Origin of the sequence: Acinetobacter sp. CIP 64.7, assembly GCF_000369745.1 — a bacterium.
Lineage (GTDB): Bacteria > Pseudomonadota > Gammaproteobacteria > Pseudomonadales > Moraxellaceae > Acinetobacter > Acinetobacter fasciculus.
This window is the reverse complement of record NZ_KB850178.1, coordinates 358444-383567: the sequence shown is the minus strand read 5'-3', so window position 1 is coordinate 383567 and position 25124 is coordinate 358444. Positions and strand designations below refer to the sequence as shown.

Below are 25124 nucleotides of genomic sequence, written 5' to 3'. Positions count from 1 at the left end.
ATGTCAGCTTCCAAACCTAAAGCCAAAAAGAAAAATAAAGCGAGATTCTCCTCATCTTTCAAAGGAATTGCCTTAGTCCTGATTGGTATTGCTTTGATCTTGGCGTTGATCCTGAAAAGCAGTTTGTGGAAGGATTATCCTGTAGAAGGAAAAAAACAGCTGCTCGCGATTGAATCTGGTCAAACCTATTCCGGTTTTATTGATCGTCTGGCTAAAGAAAATCAGGTGAGTTTCCCGATCATTCTCAAACTGTATCAGCGCATCATGATTCATGACACTATGAAAGCGGGCGTGTATGAAGTGCGTCAGGGCATGAGCATCCGTCAGGTCTTGGAGATGATTTCCGATGCAGACAATGCCCAGATGAGCCGGATTCTGGTAATTGAAGGCACGACCTTTAAGCAACTGATTGATGCCCTGAAGAAAAATGATTTAGTCACCAAAGAAGTACTGCATCTGCCTACTGAGCAATTACTCAAAGAATTGAATATTCCGTTTTCACATCCTGAAGGGCTGTTTGCACCGGATACTTATTTCTTTGCCAAAGGTGAAACTGACCGTAAAATTCTGACCAATCTGTATCAGCGCCAGATGAAAGCACTGGATGAGGCGTGGGCGAAACGTGCAGCTGATCTGCCATATCAGAATAAATATGAAGCGCTGATCATGGCGTCCATTATTGAAAAAGAAACCAGTGTGGATCGTGAACTGGAACAAGTTTCTGGGGTATTTGTACGCCGTTTAAAAATTGGCATGCGTTTACAGACTGATCCAACCGTGATTTACGGCATGGGTGACAGCTATAACGGTAATATTACTCGCAAGGATTTACGCACACCGACGCCGTATAACACCTATACCATTTCAGGTTTGCCGCCAACGCCGATTGCCTTGCCAAGCAAGAAAGCCATTGAAGCAGCCATGCATCCGGATAATTCTGACAACCTGTATTTTGTCGCTACCGGTAATGGTGGACATAAGTTCACGAGCAATTTGAATGACCACAATAAAGCCGTACAGGAATATCTGACGATTTTACGCTCGAAAAATAAGGAATGAGTATGTTTATTAGCTTTGAAGGCACCGAAGGTGTAGGTAAAACCACGCTCATTCGTTCGATCTATGAAGGTTTTATCGCACAGGGTAAGGACGTTATTCTCACCCGAGAACCGGGGGGAACACCAATGGCCGAGCAGATTCGCTCGCTGTTGCTAGCTGTGAATCATGAAGAAACCATGGCGCATGATACCGAGCTGTTGTTGATGTATGCAGCGCGTGCACAGCATTTGGCACAAGTGATTCTGCCCGCATTAGAAGCCGGGAAAATTGTCCTGTGTGATCGCTTTAGCGATGCTAGCTTTGCCTATCAATGTGCAGGTCGGGGTTTGAGCGAAACCAAGTTGCAGTTACTCAATGAGCATTTTGTGGCACGTATGCCGGACATCACGTTCTGGTTAGAAGCACCGATTGAACTGGGGATGAACCGAGCACGTGAACGCGGTGCGCTGGATCGCTTTGAACAGGAGAAAGTGACTTTCTTTGAGAAAGTGAGAGCAGGCTATGAAAGCTTGTGGCAACGTCATCCTGAACGGATTAAACGTCTGGATGCAACTCAAACCCCTGAGCAGGTATTTGAACAAGCCTTAAGTTATTTAAAATAAGCTTGGAATTAAAATACTTTTTATTTAATTTTTCTCTAGGTCTATTTGTGAAGAATCTTCTATATTAAGACTGATATAGAAGATTTTTTAATCATATGAAAACGACCAAAACTGAGATAGAACAATTTTTACAAAAAGAATTTCCGCAAAGTCTGGAGAAGTGCCGGATTGAAGCCGTTTCTCCGCGTGGAGCCACTCTGCTTTATCAGGTGAGATCAGAAGAATTGCGCCCAGGCGGCACAGTTTCTGGCCCAACCATGATGACCTTGGCGGATTTTGCTCTTTATGTCGCGATTCTGGGTGAAATTGGATTGGTTGGTTTGGCTGTGACCACTAACTTGAATATCAATTTTTTACGTAAACCTTCAGGTGGAACAGATATACGGGGAGAGTGTAAGCTCATCAAGGTGGGCAAAGCATTGATTGTGGGAGAAGTCTGGATTTATTCGATAGATCATGAAGAACCTGTGGCGCATGTGACCGGAACATATTCAATTCCACCACAACGTTAGATGTTTGAAAGTTAGATGACCACTCTAAATAGCCTAAGCTACTTTTGAGTAAATAAAAATCTAAAAAGAAAAGGAGATATCACCCAAGGATGTTATCTCCATATACTTTTAACAATTCACCAAAGGCGTTTCCACTTCAAAATTTGGTGGGACCAGGACTGTTTTGCGTAATTCTGGTAGCAGCTCGGGATAATCCAAGGTGAAATGCAAACCGCGAGATTCTTTACGGTGCATGGCGCAGCGCACGATCATCTCGGACACCAGCACCAGATTGCGCAGCTCGATCAGATTTTTGCTGACCTGGTAATCCTGATAATACTCGGTAATTTCTTTTTTCAGCATTTCAATACGATGTAATGCACGTTCCAGACGCTTCGTCGTGCGTACGATTCCGACATAGTTCCACATGGTTTGACGCAGTTCATCCCAGTTTTGCAGAATCACCACATCCTCATCCGGGTTGGTCACCTGAGAATCATCCCAAGCTGGGACTGCAGGAGCTGGCTGATCGGCCTTGAAATTTTCCTGAATGTGCTTGGCTGCACTCATTCCATAGACAAAACATTCTAAAAGTGAGTTACTGGCCATACGGTTAGCACCATGCAGGCCAGTATAAGAGGTTTCCCCAATTGCATAGAGTCCAGCAATATCAGTCTGACTGTTTTCATCGACCACGACGCCACCGCAAGTGTAATGGGCTGCCGGAACGACTGGAATCATGTCTTTGGTAATATCGATCCCTAGTTCAAGCAAACGGGCATACAGAGTCGGGAAATGCTCTTTGACAAAGCTTTCATCTTTATGGGTAATGTCCAGCCAGACATGACGAATACCGAGACGCTTGATTTCATAGTCGATGGCACGTGCCACAATATCACGCGGTGCGAGTTCGGCGCGTTCGTCAAAACGCAGCATAAAGCGTTCACCATCAGGCAGGCGCAGATAAGCGCCTTCGCCACGCATTGCTTCAGTAATTAGGAAAGAACGTGCTTGTGGATGATAAAGGCAGGTCGGGTGAAACTGGTTAAATTCCATGTTGGCGACCCGGCAGCCGGCACGATAAGCCATGGCAATACCATCACCCGTGGCAATGTCGGGATTTGAGGTGTAAAGATAAGCTTTCATAGCACCGCCACAGGCAAGGGCGGTAAATGGAGCCAAGAAGGTATGCACTTTTTCAGTTGTTTCATCCAGGGCATATAAACCCAGCGCACGATTATCGCCGTCTAAACCGAGCTTTTGTGAACAGATCAGGTCAATCGCAATATAATTTTCAAAAATTTTAATATTCTGTTTTTCTTGAGCACGTTGTACCAGAGTAGTGGAAATGGCACGACCAGTCGCATCGGCCGCATGAATAATTCGGCGCTGTGAATGACCACCTTCACGGGTGAGATGTAATTGTTCCTGTTCATCGAGGGTAAATTGAACGCCATGTTTCAGCAGGAAATCAACCGAGGGTTTGCCACCTTCTACCGTCTGTTTAACCGCATCCATTTCACATAGCTGTGCGCCTGCAATCATCGTGTCATCAATATGCTGTTCAATTGAGTCCATTTCATCCAATACTGCGGCCACGCCGCCTTGAGCATAAAAGGTACTGGCATCTGTCAGGGTGGATTTCGCTAAGACTGCAATATTAAAATGATCTGGGAGCGATAAGGCTAAACTTAAACCAGCACCGCCACTGCCCACAATAATGACGTCAAATTGATGGGTAAGGGATAAATTAGACATGTCCATCAGCTAATTTTAAAAAAGTTTGGTAATAACAGCGCTTTTTTGTACAAAAGGCAAGCGTTGAAGTGCTCATTTATTGATGAAAAAAATTAATCAAAGCCTTAACTTAATGCTTTAATAATGAGATATTGCCCAGAATAAAGTATTGAAACATATTATTACTTAAACTTTACAGTGTTTGTGATAAAACCTATTTACATAAATTTATCAATAATTTGAGTGAATAATTTATATGAAAATTCTAGACTTAAAAAAAGGATTATTTGCAGCCACTCTCACCATGAGTGCTGCACAGTTGCAGGCGGTCACGCCGGTTGATTTTTCAAATCTGGTCGAGCAGGTCAGTCCTGCAGTGGTCAGTGTCAATGTCGTTAAAAAAATGAGCGAAGAAGAGCTCTTACAACAACAAGTTCCGGAAATTCTGCGCCGCTTTTTTGGTAATCAGGTGATTATTCCGCAGCAGCGTATGCCACAGGAAAAGACGGGCTATGGCAGTGCATTCTTTATCAGCAAGGATGGTTATCTGCTGACCAATCATCATGTGGTTGAAGATGCTTCCAAAGTCACCATTACCCTGAATGACCGTCGTGAAATTGATGCCACTGTTGTAGGGAGTGATGCACGAACTGACGTAGCTTTGCTTAAAGTTAATGGCTCGAATTTCCCAGAATTACGGACGGGTGATGTAGGACGCTTACGTGTTGGTGAGCCTGTACTCGCAATTGGTTCGCCATTTGGTTTTGATTATTCCGCTTCTGCCGGAATCGTTAGTGCCAAAATGCGCAACATGATGGGTGAAACTGCAGTACCTTTCATCCAGACAGATGTAGCATTGAACCCGGGTAATTCAGGGGGTCCTCTATTTAACCAGCGTGGTGAAGTGGTCGGTGTCAACTCACGGATCTTTAGTGGAACCGGTGGGTATATGGGTTTGTCCTTCTCGATTCCGATTGATGTGGCAATGGAAGTTGCAGATCAACTGAAGAAGAATGGTAAAGTGACCCGCTCTTATCTGGGCGTAAGTTTACAGGATATCGACCGTAACCTGGCCGAATCTTATAACCTGCCTAAACCAGAAGGTTCTCTGGTAACTCAGGTTGCACCAAACTCTCCGGCTGCACGTGCAGGTCTGCGTGCCAGTGATGTCATCTTGAAATACAACGGTACCCCAATTTCACGTACCAGTGAACTGTTGAACTATCTGAACCGTACTGCACCTCAGCAGCAGGTACAACTTGAAATCTTGCGTGATGATAAACGTCGTAGTATTGCAGCGACTTTAAGTGCGGCACCAGATGATACCCCGGCAAAAGCAGGCACACAGGCTCAACCAAACAAAGGACCAGTGATCGGGGTTTCAATTCGTGACTTAAGTCCAGCAGAGTTGGCGAGTCTGGAAATCAAAGGCGGTGTGGTGATTCAGGATGTACGTCCGGGTGGTATTGCAGCACAGGCACGAATCATGCCGAATGATGTGATCACTCAAATTAATAACCAGACAGTACTGAATTCAAATCAGTTTGTGCAGGAGGTGTCTGAACTGAAAAAGGGTAGCATCGCGCGCGTGACCTTGATTCGTCAGGGGCAGCTTGCGGTGGTCGGGATGCGTATCTCATAAAATTGCTAGATTTTTGTGAAAGACCGCTTGTATAAGCGGTTTTTTATTTTTTGCAATTTACCCCAGCGATAAATTCGGTAGACTCTATAGCCTTAAAATCATGGAAAGGATAACAGCAAAGTGAGTGGTATTTTTGATCTTTCTTTAAAGGTACAAGCCAAACATATTGATGGTTTGGGTCATGTGAACAATGTGGTCTATGTGCAATGGATGCAGGATGTCGCATCAGCTCATATTGAAAAACTGGGCTTGGGACTCAAGCAATATGTAGAGCTGAAACATGCCATGGTCGCAGTTGAACATCAGGTGCAATATCGCAAGGCAGCTTTTGAAGGAGACGAGATTATTCTGCGCACTTGGCTGAATGATATCAATGCCCTGTATTCCTTTAGACAATACGCATTTTATCGACCACAGGATCAGACCCTGTTGTTTAACGGCAGTACGCAATGGGCTTGTATCGAAATGGCCACGGGGCGTCCAAAACGTATGTCACCAACTTTTACTCAGGCTTATCAGCCACTTTCAGAGCATGTAAATCCTTTTGACTTTTCAACTTTACATCTGGATTAATGAGGCAACATTTTCCAGTTTGATCAGTACACTTTGATAATATTGAGGAAGAAGTGGAGCTGGGGAGCTATTTTCTAATCATGGTGATCCAGATTTCATCTGACTGAGGTGTACGCGACCTAGGGAATAAAGGAAAAAATATAATTCTTTTTCTAGATCACCATTCTGCTATAATCCTTCGCAATTTCTATTCGGCTTTTGTTATGTAATATTTTTAAATTACATAGCGTGTTTTTTCTCAAGGTAACCCATGGCGCAAGCTAAAAAATCTGTTGATATTAAAAACATTCGTAACTTCTCGATTATTGCGCACATTGACCACGGTAAATCGACCCTAGCGGATCGCTTTATTCAAACTTGTGGCGGTTTGCAAGATCGTGAAATGCAGGCTCAAGTCCTTGACTCAATGGAGCTTGAGCGCGAACGTGGGATTACCATTAAAGCCACTTCGGTAACCTTGTACTATACTCATCCTAATGGTCAAGAGTATCAGTTGAACTTTATTGATACACCGGGACACGTCGACTTCTCTTATGAAGTATCACGCTCGCTCGCTGCCTGTGAAGGTGCCTTACTGGTGGTAGATGCTGCGCAGGGCGTAGAAGCACAGTCGGTTGCCAACTGCTATACCGCAATTGAGCAAGGTCTGGAAGTCCTTCCGGTACTAAACAAGATCGACTTGCCGCAAGCTGAACCTGAACGTGTGATTCAGGAAATTGAAGATATCATCGGGATTGAAGCCACAGAAGCGCCGACCTGTTCTGCAAAAACAGGTTTGGGTATTGAGGGCGTGCTTGAAACACTGGTCAATGTAATTCCTGCCCCTGAAGGTGATCGCGAAGCGCCGTTGCAAGCCCTGATTGTAGATTCATGGTTTGATAACTACCTTGGTGTCGTATCTTTGGTACGCGTCAAGCAGGGTCGTGTGCGTAAAGGCGACAAGATGTTGATCAAATCAACAGGTCAAACGCATATCATTACTTCCGTGGGGATCTTTAACCCGAAACATACTGAAACCGGTATGCTGGAAGCGGGTGAAGTTGGCTTTGTGATTGCAGGTATTAAAGATATTTTCGGTGCACCGGTCGGTGATACGATTACTCTGGCAGCGACACCTGAAGTGGCAACATTACCGGGCTTTAAAAAGGTGAAACCGCAGGTTTATGCCGGTCTATTCCCGATTGATGCCAGCGATTTTGAACCTTTCCGTGAAGCATTGCATAAACTGCAAATTAACGACTCGGCGCTGTTCTTTGAGCCGGAAAGTTCGGATGCGCTCGGGTTTGGTTTCCGCTGTGGCTTCCTCGGCATGCTGCACATGGAGATCGTACAGGAGCGTTTAGAGCGCGAGTATGATCTTGACCTGATTTCTTCTGCGCCGACCGTAATTTATGAAGCGGTCATGAAAAATGGCCAGACGATTTATATCGACAGTCCATCTAAAATGCCGGATGGTTCAACCGTAGAAGACCTGCGTGAACCGATTGCTGAATGTCATATTCTGGTACCGCAGGAATATCTGGGTAATGTGATGACCTTGTGTGTTGAGCGCCGTGGCGTGCAAAAAGACATGAAGTTTATGGCAAACCAGGTATCGATTACTTTCGAAATTCCAATGGCAGAAGTGGTGATGGATTTCTTTGATAAATTGAAGTCTTGTTCACGTGGTTTTGCATCGCTTGACTACAACTTCGTTCGTTTTGAAAGTTCGTCACTGGTGAAAGTGGATGTGCTGATTAATGGTGAAAAAGTCGATGCCTTGGCGATGATCTGTCACCGTAATGATGCACGTCATCGTGGTATTGCGCTGGTTGAAAAAATGAAAGACCTGATTCCGCGTCAAATGTTTGATGTCGCGATTCAGGCAGCGATTGGTGCACAAATCATTGCACGTTCGACTGTAAAAGCGATGCGTAAAAACGTATTGGCGAAATGTTATGGTGGTGACGTTTCACGTAAGAAAAAACTTCTGTCTAAACAGAAAGAAGGTAAGAAACGCATGAAACAGGTGGGCAGTGTCGAAATCCCGCAAGAAGCATTCTTAGCTGTATTAAAAGTCGAACGCTAAAATAAGAAGGATATAAGCCCATGGATTTTGATTTTAATTTGATTCTTGTTCCTGCGACCCTGTTTTTTATCGCACTGTGGTTACTCGACAAGTTTGTCCTGAAACAGAGACAGACCCGGGGCAAGGGCAATGAAAATTTTATTATCACTTGGGCTTATGATTTTTGGCCAGTACTGACGATTGTACTGGTTCTGCGTTCGTTTTTATTTGAACCATTTAATATTCCATCCGATTCGATGGTGCCGACCCTGGAAACTGGCGACTTTATTCTGGTGAATAAATTTGACTATGGCATTAAACTGCCTATGGTCAATACCAAAATTATTGATACCGGTAGTCCGAAACGTGGTGATGTCGCAGTGTTCCGTTATCCACCGCACCCGACCATCAGTTATATCAAGCGTATTGTCGGCTTGCCAGGCGATCATATTGTTTATGATCATGGCCAGTTGAGCATTAATGGTGAAAAAGTAGCGAAAGTTCCAGTAGAATTTAGCCGCGAAAAAGACCGTTTAGATACTCCAAATGCCATTTATCATAAAGAAACCTTGGGTGAGCATACCTTTACCATGCGTGAGCTGGAAGGCGTAAATGTCGCTCGTCAGGCACCTTTTATTAACTATCTGGAAAATGGTAAATATTCAGGTGAAAATGGTTTATATTGGGAAGTGAAAGTGCCAGAAGGTCATTACTTTGCGATGGGGGATAATCGCGATCAGAGTGCTGACAGTCGTTTCTGGGGGCTTGTTCCGGAAGAAAACTTAACAGGTCGTGCCTTCTATATCTGGATGCATAAAGAGCCTGGCTTTAAATTGCCATCGTTTGGTCGAAACGGAACAATCGATTAATTGTTTCAATCAGGAAAATAAAAATGAGACATCAACAAGGTGCTTCTTATATTGGGGTTTTATTTGCAATCGTGGGCTTTGCATTTCTTGCAAAAGTGGCGATTGCGGTGTGGGGACCATACTTCGATGATCGTATGGTAGATGGTGAGATTGAAGCGCTGTTGAAAAGTGCTCCAGCCAATATAACGCCAGAAAAATTCCGTCAACAGATGAGTCAGCGTTTAGACATGAATAATATTCGTGATCTGAAGTTTGACGAAATTGCCAAAGTCACCAATACCGATGGTTTACAGGTGCACAAGAATTATGAAATTCGTAAAAATTTCATAATGAATATCGATTTAGTGATGAAGTTTGAGAAAGAGTTTGATCAAAGCACAGTCAAAGCTAAATGATGAACGTCTTGCCAAACGGATCGGCTATCAGTTTAAACAGGCTGATTTGCTGAAACTGGCATTGACTCATCGTTCAGTCAGTCATAAACACAACTACGAGCGCCTGGAATTTCTGGGCGATTCTCTTTTAGGGATGATCATTGCGAATTATCTTTTTAATGCCTATCCAAGCGAAAATGAAGGCCGGTTGACGCGTATGCGTGCAACCCTGGTTCGTCAGGAAGCATTAGGAAAAATCGCCAATGATTTAAAACTGAGCCAGAATTTAATTCTCAGTACCGGTGAATTGAAATCTGGTGGTCATCATCGTGAGTCTATACTGGCAGATACAGTAGAAGCCATTATTGGCGCAATCTATGTCGACTGCGGTGATCTCACTGTGCTAGAACCGATTGTGTTAAAATGGTACGAGCCCTATTTAGATCATATTGAGCCGACAGATCAGCTTAAAGATCCTAAATCTCGCTTACAAGAGTATTTACAAGCACGTAAGAAACCTCTCCCAGTTTACGAGGTTGTAGATATTCAAGGTGATGCACCCAATCAGCATTTTAAAGTGGAATGCCAGATTGCGGGATTACCGACTATGCAAGGCGAAGGCGCGAGCCGGCGTTTTGCTGAACAAGCCGTTGCGGCGGATATTTTGAAACTTTTGGAGCATAAGTCTTAATGACTACTCATTCCGATCACATTGATGCTGATCACGAGTCGCAAAGCGACAGTCACGACCTTATTAGTCAATTTTTTAGTGCACAAGGCACCGAAATCCCATCGGATTATCGCAGTGGTTTTGTTGCCATTGTAGGTCGCCCGAATGTGGGTAAATCTACCTTAATGAACCATATTCTGGGTCAGAAGCTTTCAATTACCTCACGTAAACCGCAAACCACACGTCATAAAATCGTGGGGATTGATTCACGTGAAAAATCTCAGGCGGTATTTGTTGATACACCGGGGATGCATAAAAAAGAAGTCCGTGCCATCAATAAAATGATGAACCGTGCGGCACATTCGGCTTTGCGTGATGTAAACCTGGTTTTATTCGTAGTGGATGCACAAAAGTGGACGCCAAACGATGACCTGGTTCTGGAAAAGCTGAAAAATGCTGAAATGCCAGTGATTCTGGTGATCAACAAGCTGGATACTTTTGAAAACAAGAACGAAGCTCTGCCGCTGATTCGTGAACGCGAAAAGCTGATGAACTTTGCAGAAATTGTACCGGTATCTGCACTTCGTGGTGCCAATCTTGAACATCTACGTGACACGATTGCCAAGTATCTTCCATTCCAGCCACCCCTGTATTCACTGGATCAACTGACCGATCGTTCAGAGCGTTTCCTGGCATCTGAAATTATCCGTGAAAAGATCATGCGTCAGCTGGGTGAAGAACTTCCATATGATTTGACCGTTCAGATCGAATCATTCAAAACTGAAGAGCCGGTCTTGAATGAAAAAACCGGTCGTATGAAAGCAGCCTGTACCTATATTGATGCCACGATTTTTGTTGATCGTCCGAGCCAAAAAGCCATTGTGATTGGCGAAAAAGGTGTCAAACTGAAAAAAATCGGTATGGATGCGCGTCTCGACATGGAAAAAATGTTCGAGCAAAAAATCATGCTGACCCTTTGGGTGAAAGTCAAAGGTGGCTGGTCTGATGATGAGCGTGCATTAAAAAGCTTAGGTTATAGTGATATCTAAGCGATAAGAATATAAACCCCCTCGAGGAATTCTGTGATGATGAAAGTGTTGGCAGTGGTTGCATGTGTTTTATTTCTGCAAGGCTGTATTCATAAAGTGGTCACGGTTCCTGTCAAGGTGGCTTATAAAACCACAAAAGTCGCAGTCAAAGGCACTGCGGCTGTTGTGGGAGCAGTGATCCCAGATGGGGATGACGAAGAAGATGATAAAAAATCAAAAAAAGATAAGGATTAAAGTACCCGCTTATGCGTAATGAAGTACTGCATGGCTATCTGATTCATCATCGTAAGTACCGTGAACGCAGTCATATTGTGCATTTATTTACTCAAGAATATGGCAGGGTAGATGGTATTCTCAGGCAAATGCCACCACCGCAATATCAGCCTATTCGTTTGCAGGCTTCGGGTAAATCCGAACTCAAAAATTTTACTAAACTGGAAATTGTTAATCAGCCGATTTTCTTTTTTGGCGATGCCTTTTTTTCGGGTTTTTATCTGAATGAAATCCTGTTGCGGTTATGTCCTTTAGAAGTCGAAATGCCGCAAACTTTTGCCAAATATGCTGAGACTTTGACTGCATTGCAGCAGTTATCCGCACAATCCAATCCAAATTTATATTTAAAACAGATCTTGCGCCAGTTTGAGCATGTTTTGTTGGAAGAACTCGGTTATGGTCTGGATTTTTCGGTAGATGCCAATCAGGCGCAGATTGATCCACTACAGCATTATTATTTTCAGCTCAATGCCGGCTTTATGCCATCGGCCAAAGCCTTACGCTCCACTATGTCTGGTCAACAGATTTTAAGTATGTTGATGCATGAAAATGGTGGGGATTTTAATCCGGAACAGTTACAATTACTGACGAAACTGTATCGACAGGTGATCACGGCCTTGCTCGGTGATCGACCATTAAAAAGTCGACAACTCTGGATTCAAAACTCTCAATCTCAATCGTAGTTAGGAAAAGATTATGGCTGCATTACTTGGTGTCAATATTGACCATGTCGCAACATTAAGACAAGCACGTGGTACGACGTACCCAGACCCAGTCAATGCTGCATTGATCTGCGAACAGGCAGGGGCAGAAGGTATTACCTTGCACTTGCGTGAAGACCGTCGTCACATTCAGGATGACGATGTACGTCGTATGCGTCCTGCGCTAAAAACCCGTATGAACCTTGAGTTGGCGGTAACGGATGAAATGATCGCCTTTGCCAAGGAAATCAAGCCACAGCATGTTTGCTTTGTTCCTGAAAAACGTCAGGAAGTGACTACTGAAGGTGGTCTGGATGTCGTGGGTAATTTTGATGCTGTAAAAGCAGCGACTCAAGAGCTGGCAGCTATTGGTAGTGATGTATCTTTATTTATTGATGCCGATTTTGCACAAATTGATGCAGCAGTTGCTTGTGGTGCACCGACGATTGAGATTCACACAGGCGCCTATGCCGATGCAGAAACTCCAGAAGTGCAACAAGCGGAACTTGAACGCATTGTGAAAGGTGCTGAATATGCTGCATCTAAAGGTCTGGTGGTGAATGCAGGTCATGGTCTAAATTTGGATAACGTAACGCCAATCGCCGCGATTCCACAGATTCATGAGCTCAATATCGGTCATTCTTTAATTGCAGATGCGGTATTTGTCGGTCTGGCACAAGCGGTTCAGCAAATGAAAGCTGTGATTAAGTCAGCGCGTTAAGATTAGAGTAATTATGTCGAATATTAATTATGATGAACTGATGCAGCCGGTGATTGCTTTCCTTGGTTGTGAAACACCGCAAGCATGGCTGGATATGGCGGTCGAAAATCTTGAAATCTTGATGCAGGATCATGCCAACTGTGAAAAAAAAGCAGCCAGCACAGCCATGAACCTGATGTTTCGCTATAGCTATTTTGTTGATCTACAGGTGAAGCTTGCACAGCTGGTGCGGGAAGAAATGCTGCATTATGAGCAAGTACTTGAATTGATGAATAAGCGTGGTCAGGCTTGGCAGAACTTGAGTGCCGGGCGTTATGCCGGTGGTTTGCGCAAAGAAATCCGCACTTTTGAACCTGAAGCCTTGATTGATGTCTTGGTGATTGGTGCCTTTGTGGAAGCACGTTCCTGTGAGCGTTTCTACGCGCTTGCTTCGCGCGTTGATGATGAGCTGGCGCGTTACTATCGTTATTTGCTTAAATCCGAATCTCGCCATTTTGAAGACTATTTGGCTTTGGCGATGGATGTGGCAACCACAGCGAAACTGAAAAATCCAAAAGAGGATATTCAGGAGCGAATCTTGCATATTCGTGAAGTTGAAAAACAGCTGATTCTCGCGCCTGATGAAACTTTCCGTTTTCATAGCGGTGTTCCGGCTCAAGCGGCTTAATCTCGGTGAAAATTTAAAAATCCTCCATTTATGGGGGATTTTTTATATCTCGAAATTTTAAAAGAGGGGTATTTATATATCGAGATTTATGAGGGAGTGAAAATAATTATTTATTTTCAATTTTTGAATATCACAGGTTTTTAAATCTTAAGAGCATAAAAAAGCCCACTCATTATGAAGTGGGCTTTCTTGAATTTGGCTCTCCAACCTGGGCTCGAACCAGGGACCTGCGGATTAACAGTCCGTCGCTCTACCGACTGAGCTATTGGAGAATCTGAAAGCGATTATAGAGAGATTTTGACAGGGGTCAAGCAAAAATTATCATATTTATTATAAATACAGCCTGTCTGTTTTTAATTTAGGCAATTGCATAAATTTCACGAAAAATACTTGTCAGAATAAATTTCACTTGCTAGATTAAAACCATAAAGTCGTTTGACCGAATGGTCAAACAGTGTGGATTTAAACCTACTTGCCAGCACAAAAATGGCTAAACCGGAGACAGCGAATGAATACGCTCAACATCCCTCAAATTTTCTCTCAACTGGCTTATTATCAAGAAAACTATCTGCAAATTATTGCCGATCCTGCACAGTATTATATCCCGGTTAAAGACGCTCATATCACGCTATGGCCTTTGGCGCAAAAATCACTTTATTTAGGTGATTTGCTGCAATTATGGTTTGCAGAAAAATGGTTGGTAGAAACTGAACGTCAATTTAACTTTGAAGTTTTCCTGAATGCAGACTATCTGCAAGAGCAAGGCAAAGACCTTTATATCTATGCCATTTCTGGCAATCTTTTGACAGGTACTAATCAGTCTAAAGCGTGGCAAGCCTCAACAACACAAACACAAGATGTGGAATTAGCCAATGTTTCCAAGCATTATTTTGAGTTTCAAGGCTTAACTCGACCACGCTTGTCATGTGTTGAAGCGGGGCAGACGAAAAGCAGTATTATTTAAATGAATTACCTGATGAGTTGTGCAGGCTAGCAATTTCATTCAGTCCGAATAATCATACAGGTCGCAGTGGCATGAGCATACAGGCGACCTTCTTCATCCAGAATCTGACCTTCAGAAATACCTAAATTTTTACTGAGATTAATTGATTTTCCTACGGCTTTCAGTGGCTGATTCTGAGGTATGGGGCGGCACATCTTTACATTCAGATCAATGGTGCCATAACCGACACCTGCTTCAAGTAAAGTATGAATCGCGCAGCCTGTCACGGTATCCAAAACGGTTGCAGCAAAACCACCATGGACGCCGCCAAGCGGATTTAAATGTCGATGATCAGCTTTTACCTTAAATTCTACATGTCCGCTTTTAATCACTGCTGGTTGCATCGACATGGTTTCGCTAATACTTGGGGCCGGGATTTTTTCATCACGCATCGCTTCCAGTAATGCTAAACCGCTCATTTCTTTTGGGTTCATTGTAATTTTCCTGTCATTATTCTTGAGTTGTTGAGATTTAATTCAAAATTGTGACATCGATAATAGCAATCTGGTATAGGAATGGCGGATTATTTTGTAAGAAGTACATTGCCTGCACCTGAGTAATGTCATTTTTATAAAAAATAAGAAATAGAATGAGTTATGGCAGGATACTGGTATACATTTCTAATGAAATATCTCAGATCTAAATAATCTGCCAAAAAACGAATCTTATAAAAGAATTAAAAATCGAGTGATAGGGTAATGAAAAAGTTTCTGCATCTTTGGGTGCCTATTTTTCTCAGTAATGCCATTATTATGCTCAGTAGTTTGTTCGACGTGATTTTTCTATCACATTTTTCACCTCAGCATGTGGCTGCATTGGCAGTCTGTTTGTCTGTTTATTCTTTGTGCTTTGTGACGGGTATTGGGGTGTTACAGGGCATGATGCAAGAGCTGGCAGAAGCCAATGGACGTCAGGATTATGCGGATATACAGCGTATTGTGAAGCAAAGTATTTTGATTGTACTGGTGATTTCTGCTGTTGCGATGTACCTGTTTAATCATGTGACTCCTTTGCTTGATTTTTTAAAGGCAGATGCGGCCTTACAGGCATTGATTGTGTCATGTCTGTGGCTGTTGGCTTGGACGATTCCAGCGCATTTATTGTTGCGCATTTTATATATTTTAACCCAAGCCTGTGGGCAGGCTAAGCGCGTGTTCTACGCCAATATGATCTATTTACTGCTCAAAGTGACTTTGGCTTATGTCTTGATTTATGGCATTGAAGGTTATGTTACAAGCTATGGGGTTGAAGGTGCATTCATGGCACATTTGATTGTGCAGTGGGTACTGTTGTTTGTTTACTATTTTTTCTTCCTTGAGCGGAAGTTAAAGATCCAGTGGTCTGGTGTTTTCTTTCACTGGCAGACTTTGTGGAAAATTTTAAAAATTGGATTGCCCAATGCGGTGGTGACTTTTGTGGATGTATTTGCCATCAGCGCGATTGCTTTGCTGATCTTGCCTTCGGGTGACATTGTAGTGAATGCACATCAGGTGATGCTTGGTTTATTGGGCTTGATGTTTATGTTGCCGATGTCGATGGCATCCGCCTTCGGTATTTTGGTGTCGACTAAAATCGGTGCGGAGCAGATTGATGCTGCATGGCAACTCAGTAAACGGGCACTGATGGCTGTGATGCTAATAGCTATCGTTGTCATGTTGACTATTTGGGGTTTAGATAGTTGGATTGTAGGGTTATTTAGCAATGATGCGCAGGTAATTGCATTAGCCTTGGCATCGATCTTGTTAATGTGTTGGATGCATATCTTTGATGAGCTACTGGTGATTAGTTTGGCAATGCTACGTTGCTGGCGAGAATTGTCAGACCGATGTTTATTTTTATCAGTACGGTGCTGGTCATGGGCTTAGGTGGTGGTTGGTATGTGGCGTATCATCCAATGACACTGTTCAATTGGCAAAGCAATGCATTGGGGATTCATGGTTTTTGGTGGATGTTGAGTATTGCGTACACGATTGCAGCAAGTCTATGTTTTGTTTGTTTACTCATTAAATACTTGAGCTATAAGCGAATACGACTCACTGTTTAATACATGTTGAAGAACATAAAAAAACCCGCGAAATTCGCGGGTTTTTTTATTTAGCAAGCTAGATTATTTTGCAGCTTTTTCAGCTTCGATTGAAGCAATCGCAGCATCAACGCCTTTGATAGAATCAGCAGCTTTCTTGATACGAGCAAGGGCATCTACCAGTACTTCGTCAGCAGTAGCGTAAGAGATACGCATAAAACCGCCAAGACCGAATGCATCACCAGGTACTACTGCAACGCCAGTTTCTTCCAGTAACCATGCAGAGAATTCTGTGCAAGATTTAAGACCTTTTGCACGAATCAACGGTTTGATGTTGGCATATGCATAGAATGCGCCATCAGCAGGCAAGCAAGAAATACCGTGAATATCATTCAAGCCTTTCACAACTAGGTCATGACGACGTTTGAATGCTTCAATCATTGGTTCAAGAACGTCTTGAGGACCATTCAATGCAGCTTCAGCAGCAACTTGCGAAATAGAAGTTGGGTTAGAAGTTGATTGAGACTGGATCTTTTTCATTGCACCAATCAGTTTAGCAGGGCCCGCTGCGTAGCCGATACGCCAGCCAGTCATTGCGTAAGCTTTAGACACACCGTTTAACACAATCGTGCGGTCATAAAGGTCTGGTGCAACTGTTGCGATGTTGTAGAACTCGTCATCCCAACGGATTGGTTCGTACATGTCATCAGATGCGATATACACTTCTGGGTATTTACGAAGTACGTCAGCCAGCGCTTCAAGCTCAGCTTTGGTATAGATCATACCTGTAGGGTTAGAAGGGCTGTTTAATACCACTAGACGAGTTTTGTCCGTGATTGCAGCTTCTAATTGCTCAGGAGTGATTTTGAAACGTTGTTCTTCACCACATTTCACAATAACAGGAACACCTTCAGCGATGATCACCATGTCTGGGTAGCTTACCCAGAAAGGTGCTGGGATGATGACTTCATCACCTTTGTTTAACAAAGCTAAAGCTAAGTTAAAGAATGATTGCTTACCACCACAAGAAACCAGAATCTGGTTTGCTGCATAGTCTAGGTTATTGTCGCGTTTGAATTTAGCAATAATGGCTTTTTTAAGACCTGGCGTACCGTCAACAGCGGTGTATTTGGTGAAACCGTTGTTAATCGCTGCAATTGCTGCATCTTTGATGTGTTGAGGGGTATCAAAATCTGGTTCACCTGCGCCCAAACCAATCACGTTATGACCTGCAGCTTTTAATTCAGCAGCTTTGTTGGTCACAGCAAGCGTAGGGGACGGTTTGATGGCATTCACACGATCAGAGAGACGTACGTCCACGGCAGTATTCCTTCTTATAGGGATTAAAAAATAAAAAGCACATTATCTTAGCCTAAAATGGTGCAGATAGGGCAAAAGAATTTGGAAAACTTTAAGGAAAAAATGGTGTATTGGCCGAACTTTATCTTGAATTTCGATATGCTCGGAGCAGGAGAGAAGAGACTTGTTACATCTCGGTCATGCATATGAATGCATGAAATATAAAATAAAAATGGCCACTTTAAAGTGACCATTTTGTGTTGTTGATATTGTGGTTACGCACTAAAGCGTGACAAATCTTCGTCCGGGCGTGCGGTTAAAATTTCCGCGCCGGTTTTAGTCACTAGAATTGTATGTTCATATTGTGCTGACAATGAGTGATCTTTGGTGACCACTGTCCATTTATCACCGAGTAATTTGGTTTTCCAGTCACCGCCATTGACCATTGGTTCAATGGTAAAGGTCATACCTTCTTCAAGCACCATGCCAGTATCTGGTTGACCATAATGCAGCACTTGCGGTTCGTCATGGAAAGTTGTACCAATACCGTGACCACAATATTCACGTACCACGCCAAAACGCTCGGATTCCACATACTGCTGAATGGCATGACCAATATCGCCAATGGTTGAACCTGGTTTTACAGTTTCAATACCCCGGTACATGGCTTCTTGCGCTACCTTACATAGACGGTTGGCAAGGATCGTGGTTTCACCACCCACGATGTACATCATGTTGGTGTCACCATGATAGCCATCTTTAATCACGGTCACATCAATGTTCAGGATGTCGCCTTTTTTCAATTTTTTACTGTCTGATGGAATGCCGTGACACACCACATGGTTCACAGAAGTACAAATGGTATGTTGGAAGGCAGGTCGACCCGGTGCAGCGCCATAGCCTAAGCATGCAGGAATCGCCTGTTGTTGATTGACAATATAGTCATGACAAATCGTATCAAGTTCCAGAGTGGTGACACCCGGAACAATATGCGGTTTGATCATATCCAAAACTTCTGCCGCCAGTCGCCCTGCCACACGCATTTTTTCAATTTCGTCAGAGGTTTTGATGAGTCGACGTGGAGCTTGGTAAGTGTTGTTCATGATCTCTAAAAACTTTTGGAAATTTGTGTGTGACTATGGTATAAATAGCCGCCCATTTTATCAAATGCTTTTTCGTGAATAAATTTCACGGGCTTTGTGCGATGAGGCAAAAAATCCGCACATATATCGACACATTACTCTGGGTGCCCTTTAGGGTGGAGAATGCGGGTATATGGAGGCCTAACCCAAACTTTAAGGTAAAGAAAATGGCAGATTACAACGTAAGCATGCGCGACCTTCTTCAAGCTGGCGCGCACTTTGGTCACCAAACTCGTTTCTGGAATCCAAAGATGCGTGATTACATCTTTGGTGCGCGTAACAAAATTCACATCATCAACCTTGAGCACACTGTTCCTGCGTTAAATGATGCTTTGAACTTTGCTAACAACTTGGCTAGCAAAAAGAACAAAGTTTTGTTCGTTGGTACTAAACGTGCAGCTTCTGCGATCATCCGTGAACAAGCTCAACGCGCTGGTCAACCATATGTAGATCACCGCTGGTTAGGTGGTATGTTGACGAACTGGAAAACACTTCGCCAATCTATCAACCGTTTAAAAGACCTTCAAACTCAATCTCAAGACGGTACTTTCGCTAAGCTGACTAAACGTGAAGCTCTAGAGCGTACTCGTGAGATGGAAAAACTTGAGCGTGGCTTAGGCGGCGTTAAAAACATGGGTGGTTTACCTGACGCATTATTCGTAATCGATGTTGATCACGAAGCGATTGCAATCAAAGAAGCTAAGAACCTTGGTATTCCTGTAATCGGTATCGTTGATACAAACTCTAACCCAGACAACGTAGACTACGTTATCCCGGGTAACGATGATGCGATCCGTGCAGTAACACTTTATGCTTCTGCTATGGCTGATGCGATTCTTGCTGGTAAAGAATATGCTCAATCACAAGCAAATGCACAAGCTAAAGCAGAAGAAGCTCCAGCTTCTGAGGCTTAATGCGTTTGACGCTAGCTTGTCATTTTTGCGACATGTGATGGTGGCAAAGTAAGCGTTATGTATGCAGGCGGCCCATGAGAACTCCTCTGGGCCGTTTCTGTTCTAAAAAGAATTCATTTTCTACCGAATTTAGGAGATAAACATGACTGCAGTTACAGCAAGCATGGTTAAAGAATTGCGCGATCGTACTGGTCTTGCAATGATGGAATGTAAAAAAGCTTTGACAGAAGCGGGCGGCGACGTTGAACTGGCGATCGACAACCTACGTAAATCTGGTCAAGCTAAAGCTGCTAAAAAAGCAGGTAACATTGCTGCTGACGGCGCAATCACGATTGCTCAAGACGGCAACAAAGCACTTCTTCTAGAAGTTAACTGTCAAACTGACTTCGTTGCAAAAGACGAAAACTTTGCTGGTTTCTCTGCGAAAGTTGCTGCTGCTGCACTTGCTGCAAACGTAACTGATCCTGCTCAAATCGCTGAATTGAAACTAGAAGATGGTGCAACTGTTGAAGAAGCGCGTATCGCTCTTGTTCAAAAGATCGGTGAAAACATCCAAGTACGTCGTGCGAAAATTGTTGAAGGCGAAAACCTTGCAGTTTACAAACACGGTCTTAAAATCGGTGTTGTTGTTTCTTACACTGGTGATGAAGCTACAGGTAAAGGCTTGGCAATGCACGTTGCTGCGTTCAACCCAGTTGCTGTAAATGCTGAAGGCGTTTCTGCTGAGCTTATCGCGAAAGAGAAAGAAATTGCTGAAGCGAAAGCACTTGAATCTGGCAAGCCAGCAAATATCGTTGAGAAGATGGTTGTAGGTTCTGTTGAGAAATACTTGAATGAAGTTGTGCTTGAGCGTCAAATGTACGTAATCGACAACGACAAGAAAGTTGCGGACGTTCTTAAAGCAACTGGTACTACAGTTGCAAACTTCGTTCGTTTCGAAGTTGGTGAAGGCATTGAGAAAAAAGCAGAAATGAGCTTCGCTGAAGAAGTTGCTGCTGCTCAAGCTGCTGCAAAATAATTCCTGAGGAATTAGAAAAAGCCCTATCTGATTGATGGGGCTTTTTTATGCTGGTCTATTCTTCATCAGCAATTCAAGAGCAGGATTTGGGTCTAGTGATAGAGCTCAGATCATGTATTCATCATTTAATAAAAAGTTATAAAAAAATGCCAAATAAAACCAATCTGGGCATCGGGGCAATCATTATACTGTTGATTGCTGCTTATCTGGGCCTGGATCTACAGCAATCCCAACCACTTGTTCCATCCGCATCTGATGCTACAACTGAAACGCTTCATTCAGAGCCTAATTTAGTACCCTCTCAAACGACTGATGATCTGGACCGAATTGCACGGGCGTTTCAACAGCGCCAGAGTGATCTACAAGTGCGTTCAAGCGGGCAGGTGATTGCCGTTTTGCCAGATGATCATGAAGGATCGCGCCATCAAAAGTTTATCCTCGAATTACCAAATGGCCAAACTGTACTGGTTGCACATAATATCGATCTGGCACCGCGTATTCAGAGTATTCAAAAACAGGATCAGGTCGAGTTTTATGGAGAATATGAATACAGTGACAAGGGCGGGGTGATTCACTGGACGCATCATGACCCTGCGCGAAAACATGTCGATGGCTGGTTAAAACATCAAGGAAGAACCTATCAATAAGGTTCTTCCAATTGGATAAATCGAATATGGCGTTTAAACGCTCATAATTGCGCTGTTATGGCGCGATTTCCAGTTCGGTAGGATTTTACCTAAATAGGCATCCATGCACCAAATTGGGCCAATGAGGAGGAATTGGAGGTCTTTGAAGAACGAAGGCTTTTTACCTTCCACTTTGTGCCCATAAAATTGGCCAATCCAGGCTAAGACAAACAGGGCAATAAAGAAACCGGTACCGACTGGCAGAATCCAGATGAGCCAAGCCATCACCAGCGTTAATACAGCCATCGCTACTGCCAAAACAAGATCTAGGCGTGCATAGAAGATAAAAGCCAAAACCAGTAGCAGGGTAGTCAGCAAAGCGCTGAAATGCGCTAGAATGCCAATAATCGAAAAATAGATGGTCGGCACGCAAACCCAGTGAATCAGCTTATTGGTTTTATTTTGATGGCTGTCACTATATTCATCAAACCATTCAGATATTGTTTTCATTCTTCGCTCCATTCCATGAACATGTTTTGCTTATCTGGAAATATAAAGCAGAATCCGGATATGGTCAAAAGTTAATCATGCAAGCGAGCGAATTTTATCAGGCAGGATGAGCCTACCAAAATTTTCTTGAAAGAACTTTAAGATAGGGCGGAGCAGGAGCGTTTATATTCTTCTAGAAAATGAGCACAATAAAAAAGCCACATTGCTGTGGCTTTTGTTAAATGTGTTGCAGGTCAAATCTTAAGAATTTGGACCAGCGACACGTTCAATACTGACTTTTGCAGTACCTGCACTGGTAATACCCAACTGTTTCGCAGCACCGTAAGATAAATCAACAACACGGTTACCATGGAAAGGACCGCGGTCATTTACTTTAACCACGACGCTCTTGCCGTTATTGCGGTTAGTTACGCGAATATAGCAGTTCAATGGCAGGCTACGATGGGCAGCTGTCATTGCGTTCATGTCAAAGGTTTCACCGCTTGCAGTTTTACGGCCGTGGAATTGACGACCATACCAAGACGCTGTACCTGTCTGACTGAATTTACGTACAGTATTAGAAGCCACTGTATTCAGTTTTTCAATCACTGAAGGCTCTTCTGCAGGAAGTTCAATTTTCGCTGCAATGGTTTCACGGCGAACTTTATCGCCAGAACGCTCAGTGATTGAAAGGCTGTTCAAATTTGTGAAATTTGAATTGAAGCTTTGAGCTTCTTTATTGAGTACTCGCGTTGCAAGACGCGAATTGTCATTTTCATTGGTGAATGAAGATGACGGAACCATATCTGCCTGTGATTGCGTCAGCGTGACGATCGTGGCAATGGCCATAAAAGACTTCAAAATTGAAGAATGCATCGAATCAACTCCTAACAGCATATTTATTGGTTGTTCATAAATGGCTGAAAAACCATATAAACATGCCTGATATTTAACTTATGCAACTACATTTAACGAAATGGATAATATTCATGCCGACAATACCCTGTCTAGTGTTTAATTAAAATAGTTAAAAAAAGAACGCAAAATAAACAATGAATGATTAAAAAATAATCAATATTGTAACATGATATTAAAATTGCTTAAAATACGTACAAATTAACCTATAAAAATGTTGACTTTCATAATTTATATTAATTTTCAGTGTTAACGGCTGGTAATTTCGGTACCTAATAGCCACAAAGCAGTAGCATACATACGGCTACGATTATAAGTGGTAATCACTTGAAAATTTGGATAAGTGATGTAGTAAATCGAGCCATAATTCTCTTGTAATTGAATTACATTGACCAGATCCAGATCGTCAATTTTTACGATTGGATTCATTGGGCTGATGCCTTGCGTTTTTAACACACCATAAGGTATAGGTTGAGTCAGATCTTTGGCAATCACGGCATCGGGATTTGAACCGGTATAACGTGCCGGAAAGGCAATGGGCTGATTACGCTGCCAGCCGTGCTGTGCCAGATAGTTGGCAATCGAACCAATCGCATCTACCGCTGAGTTACGCAGGTCAATATGACCATTGCCATCGTAGTCCACGCCGAATTTTGGAATGTTGCTCGGCATAAACTGCGGATAGCCAACAGCGCCGGCATACGAACCCACCACAGAAGAGGTGGCAACACCATCTCTATACGACCAGGCAATTAAAGCAGCCAGTTCATCCTGAAAATACTGGGCACGACGTTCATAGCCAAACCCTAAGGTTGCTAGGGCATCACGAGTGACAAAAGAGCCCTTGTTGCTACCAAAACCGGTTTCTACACCTAAAATGCCCAGAATGATCGCCTGTGGTACACCAAACTGCTGTTCAGCACGGTTAAGCGTTTCTGCATATTGCTGTTTAAAACGTACGCCGCGCTGAATGGTAGATTCAGCCAGGAAGTTAGTTTTATACGAATACCAAGGCTTACTTTCACCTGGGCGATTCATGATATTGATAATATTAGGCAAATTACGCGTCCCGCTCATGGCGGAATCTACTTGCTGGGCACTCAGCCCATAGCTCTGCATGGCGTTCTGCTTAAAAGCGGCATAAGAAGGGTGATATTGGAAATCGTTGGCCAGACTCAAACTGCTGAGACCAAATGCGGTAAGTGCGATTGAAAGCTGCTTAAACTTTTTATAAAAATCCGATTTCAACATCTTGCTACGATTTCCAGTTTTTTTGATGAGTTGCTGGCGATGTCATTTGAATCATGCCATGAAAAAGATTGATAAATTTTTTCAATCGTGGGGCTTAAAGTGCCAGATTAAAGATAACATTCGGATGAATAAGAGACCTAGCCGCTTATACAAAAATAGCGATGGATTGGCTATTTTTACGGCAGTCTGTCTTATAGAGCCGCTTATCTGTAACAAGCTATTTCACTGATCATAAAAAAGCCTGACCGAAGTCAGGCTAATTCCTCAAGATTTGTAGAAAATCTTGAAACCATGCTGTGCAAAACTATTCTGTATAGAACAAAGTGTCGTGATATTCGGCCATGGCGCGCAGCTCATCTTTATTCAAATTCAGAATGATTTTATCTGCTGCCATATTGATGGCCTTGATCACTGCAGATGCGCCAATATCTGCTGCCTTACGTTTGATCATGCCAAGATCCAGGGTTTTATTAAAGTCGACCATAAAATGTCGGACTGTTGCTTCACCAAATTGTTTGTACAGGTTACTGAACGCTTGTTTATCGATACTCTGACCGGCTTTAAGTTCTGCATAATGATGTTTTAAATTCGTCACCAGATTGGCATCCAGTGACTCACCAATGCGGAAATGTCCTTCAGGATCTTTAAACAGACTGCGCTCAGAGAATGCAATTGATTCTCTGACCACATCGTTCGGCGCTTTACTCAATAACTGCTTCAGCAAAACCGCAACAGTCGACTTGATATAGCCAGCCAGTTTTTCCGCAGTATCACGTTTATCGCTGGCAGGAAAGCGACGCACCAGCTCGGTGAGAATCGCATCAATAATTTCATCATTAATCATCAATGCGGTTTTATCACGCAATGGGTAAAGCGGCTCACTTGAATTTTTGTTTTTTTGTGCAGTCTGAATTGTATTTAAAAGCTCTGCAGAAGGAATAAACCCAAAAAATGGCATTGTTCAACCTC

28 protein-coding genes and 1 tRNA gene are annotated in these 25124 nt (G+C 43.1%); 20 read left to right on the top strand and 9 right to left on the bottom strand.

Annotation, left to right across the window (positions count from 1 at the left end):
- The 3 genes from mltG to F890_RS04055 all read left to right on the top strand — a co-directional run bounded on the left by mltG (window position 1) and on the right by F890_RS04055 (window position 2173).
- Complete coding sequence (gene mltG / locus F890_RS04065; protein WP_005265771.1) at window positions 1-1059, top strand: endolytic transglycosylase MltG; 1059 nt, start codon at window positions 1-3, stop codon at window positions 1057-1059.
- 2 nt (window positions 1060-1061) lie between these two features.
- Window positions 1062-1661 carry a dTMP kinase gene (tmk, locus tag F890_RS04060; protein WP_005265770.1) on the top strand — a complete coding sequence of 200 codons (600 nt, stop codon included), beginning with the start codon at window positions 1062-1064 and terminating at the stop codon, window positions 1659-1661.
- A 95-nt stretch (window positions 1662-1756) separates the two neighbouring features.
- Window positions 1757-2173, top strand: a complete 417-nt coding sequence (locus tag F890_RS04055; RefSeq protein WP_005265768.1) for a PaaI family thioesterase — start codon at window positions 1757-1759, stop codon at window positions 2171-2173.
- A 108-nt stretch (window positions 2174-2281) separates the two neighbouring features.
- Here F890_RS04055 and nadB read toward each other — a convergent pair whose 3' ends face one another.
- Window positions 2282-3916, bottom strand: coding sequence for an L-aspartate oxidase (gene nadB, locus F890_RS04050; RefSeq protein ID WP_162131574.1), 1635 nt, complete (start codon window positions 3914-3916; stop codon window positions 2282-2284).
- Window positions 3917-4145: 229 nt separating this feature from the next.
- Between nadB and F890_RS04045 the strand changes: the two genes are divergently transcribed.
- The 11 genes from F890_RS04045 (at window position 4146) to F890_RS03995 (ending at window position 13475) form a co-directional block, all read left to right on the top strand.
- A complete protein-coding gene (locus F890_RS04045) occupies window positions 4146-5531 on the top strand; it encodes a Do family serine endopeptidase (RefSeq protein ID WP_005247518.1) in 1386 nt (461 codons plus the stop codon).
- Window positions 5532-5651: 120 nt separating this feature from the next.
- Window positions 5652-6104, top strand: a complete 453-nt coding sequence (locus F890_RS04040; RefSeq protein ID WP_004645622.1) for an acyl-CoA thioesterase — start codon at window positions 5652-5654, stop codon at window positions 6102-6104.
- 250 nt (window positions 6105-6354) lie between these two features.
- Window positions 6355-8172: a translation elongation factor 4 gene (gene lepA / locus F890_RS04035; protein ID WP_004731667.1), complete on the top strand. Its 1818-nt coding sequence runs from the start codon at window positions 6355-6357 to the stop codon at window positions 8170-8172.
- Between the two features lie 20 nt (window positions 8173-8192).
- Window positions 8193-9020 (top strand): signal peptidase I, encoded by an 828-nt coding sequence (gene lepB / locus F890_RS04030; protein ID WP_005247512.1) that lies wholly within the window; start codon window positions 8193-8195, stop codon window positions 9018-9020.
- A 23-nt stretch (window positions 9021-9043) separates the two neighbouring features.
- Window positions 9044-9415, top strand: coding sequence for a DUF4845 domain-containing protein (locus tag F890_RS04025; RefSeq protein ID WP_005265766.1), 372 nt, complete (start codon window positions 9044-9046; stop codon window positions 9413-9415).
- Window positions 9387-10085 carry a ribonuclease III gene (gene rnc, locus F890_RS04020; RefSeq protein WP_004279062.1) on the top strand — a complete coding sequence of 233 codons (699 nt, stop codon included), beginning with the start codon at window positions 9387-9389 and terminating at the stop codon, window positions 10083-10085. Before F890_RS04025 ends, rnc begins: the two co-directional genes overlap by 29 nt.
- Window positions 10085-11113: a GTPase Era gene (gene era, locus F890_RS04015; RefSeq protein WP_004279061.1), complete on the top strand. Its 1029-nt coding sequence runs from the start codon at window positions 10085-10087 to the stop codon at window positions 11111-11113. Before rnc ends, era begins: the two co-directional genes overlap by 1 nt.
- Window positions 11114-11149: 36 nt before the next feature.
- Window positions 11150-11347: an NF038104 family lipoprotein gene (locus F890_RS04010; protein WP_004645619.1), complete on the top strand. Its 198-nt coding sequence runs from the start codon at window positions 11150-11152 to the stop codon at window positions 11345-11347.
- An 11-nt stretch (window positions 11348-11358) separates the two neighbouring features.
- Window positions 11359-12069, top strand: a complete 711-nt coding sequence (gene recO, locus F890_RS04005; protein ID WP_004645618.1) for a DNA repair protein RecO — start codon at window positions 11359-11361, stop codon at window positions 12067-12069.
- A gap of 13 nt (window positions 12070-12082) precedes the next feature.
- Window positions 12083-12808, top strand: coding sequence for a pyridoxine 5'-phosphate synthase (gene pdxJ / locus F890_RS04000; RefSeq protein WP_005103795.1), 726 nt, complete (start codon window positions 12083-12085; stop codon window positions 12806-12808).
- A gap of 13 nt (window positions 12809-12821) precedes the next feature.
- Window positions 12822-13475: a MiaE family protein gene (locus F890_RS03995; protein WP_004279057.1), complete on the top strand. Its 654-nt coding sequence runs from the start codon at window positions 12822-12824 to the stop codon at window positions 13473-13475.
- Window positions 13476-13671: 196 nt separating this feature from the next.
- On the opposite strand, the gene F890_RS03990 is transcribed toward F890_RS03995, so the two are convergent.
- Window positions 13672-13747: transfer RNA gene (locus F890_RS03990), tRNA-Asn, on the bottom strand.
- A 236-nt stretch (window positions 13748-13983) separates the two neighbouring features.
- On the opposite strand from F890_RS03990, the gene F890_RS03985 reads away from it, so the two are divergent.
- A complete protein-coding gene (locus tag F890_RS03985) occupies window positions 13984-14439 on the top strand; it encodes a hypothetical protein (protein ID WP_005265765.1) in 456 nt (151 codons plus the stop codon).
- A 35-nt stretch (window positions 14440-14474) separates the two neighbouring features.
- Here F890_RS03985 and F890_RS03980 read toward each other — a convergent pair whose 3' ends face one another.
- Window positions 14475-14912 carry a PaaI family thioesterase gene (locus F890_RS03980; protein ID WP_005265764.1) on the bottom strand — a complete coding sequence of 146 codons (438 nt, stop codon included), beginning with the start codon at window positions 14910-14912 and terminating at the stop codon, window positions 14475-14477.
- Between the two features lie 264 nt (window positions 14913-15176).
- Between F890_RS03980 and F890_RS03975 the strand changes: the two genes are divergently transcribed.
- Together F890_RS03975 and F890_RS19005 are read left to right on the top strand one after the other, a co-directional pair.
- A complete protein-coding gene (locus tag F890_RS03975; protein ID WP_005265763.1) occupies window positions 15177-16343 on the top strand; it encodes an MATE family efflux transporter in 1167 nt (388 codons plus the stop codon).
- Entirely contained in the window at window positions 16304-16522 is a 219-nt protein-coding gene (locus tag F890_RS19005; RefSeq protein WP_228128523.1) for a hypothetical protein, read from the top strand. Before F890_RS03975 ends, F890_RS19005 begins: the two co-directional genes overlap by 40 nt.
- 63 nt (window positions 16523-16585) lie before the next feature.
- On the opposite strand, the gene F890_RS03970 is transcribed toward F890_RS19005, so the two are convergent.
- Window positions 16586-17821 (bottom strand): pyridoxal phosphate-dependent aminotransferase, encoded by a 1236-nt coding sequence (locus F890_RS03970; protein WP_005265762.1) that lies wholly within the window; start codon window positions 17819-17821, stop codon window positions 16586-16588.
- Between the two features lie 254 nt (window positions 17822-18075).
- A complete protein-coding gene (gene map / locus F890_RS03965) occupies window positions 18076-18903 on the bottom strand; it encodes a type I methionyl aminopeptidase (protein WP_004645609.1) in 828 nt (275 codons plus the stop codon).
- A 206-nt stretch (window positions 18904-19109) separates the two neighbouring features.
- Here map and rpsB point away from each other — a divergent pair, with 206 nt between their 5' ends.
- The 3 genes from rpsB (at window position 19110) to F890_RS03950 (ending at window position 21521) form a co-directional block, all read left to right on the top strand.
- Window positions 19110-19856, top strand: coding sequence for a 30S ribosomal protein S2 (rpsB, locus tag F890_RS03960; protein WP_004279050.1), 747 nt, complete (start codon window positions 19110-19112; stop codon window positions 19854-19856).
- Window positions 19857-19998: 142 nt separating this feature from the next.
- Window positions 19999-20874 (top strand): translation elongation factor Ts, encoded by an 876-nt coding sequence (tsf, locus tag F890_RS03955; protein ID WP_004279049.1) that lies wholly within the window; start codon window positions 19999-20001, stop codon window positions 20872-20874.
- A 146-nt stretch (window positions 20875-21020) separates the two neighbouring features.
- A complete protein-coding gene (locus F890_RS03950) occupies window positions 21021-21521 on the top strand; it encodes a DUF3465 domain-containing protein (protein ID WP_026056543.1) in 501 nt (166 codons plus the stop codon).
- Window positions 21522-21554: 33 nt separating this feature from the next.
- Here the strand turns inward: F890_RS03950 and F890_RS03945 are convergent, their stop codons facing one another.
- The 4 genes from F890_RS03945 to F890_RS03930 form a co-directional block, all read right to left on the bottom strand.
- Window positions 21555-22010 carry an Mpo1 family 2-hydroxy fatty acid dioxygenase gene (locus tag F890_RS03945; RefSeq protein ID WP_005106461.1) on the bottom strand — a complete coding sequence of 152 codons (456 nt, stop codon included), beginning with the start codon at window positions 22008-22010 and terminating at the stop codon, window positions 21555-21557.
- Between the two features lie 240 nt (window positions 22011-22250).
- Window positions 22251-22865, bottom strand: coding sequence for a septal ring lytic transglycosylase RlpA family protein (locus F890_RS03940; RefSeq protein ID WP_004279046.1), 615 nt, complete (start codon window positions 22863-22865; stop codon window positions 22251-22253).
- Between the two features lie 288 nt (window positions 22866-23153).
- Window positions 23154-24155 carry a lytic murein transglycosylase B gene (gene mltB / locus F890_RS03935; RefSeq protein ID WP_005265760.1) on the bottom strand — a complete coding sequence of 334 codons (1002 nt, stop codon included), beginning with the start codon at window positions 24153-24155 and terminating at the stop codon, window positions 23154-23156.
- A 304-nt stretch (window positions 24156-24459) separates the two neighbouring features.
- Entirely contained in the window at window positions 24460-25113 is a 654-nt protein-coding gene (locus tag F890_RS03930) for a hypothetical protein (RefSeq protein ID WP_004645603.1), read from the bottom strand.
- Window positions 25114-25124: the final 11 nt, after the last annotated feature.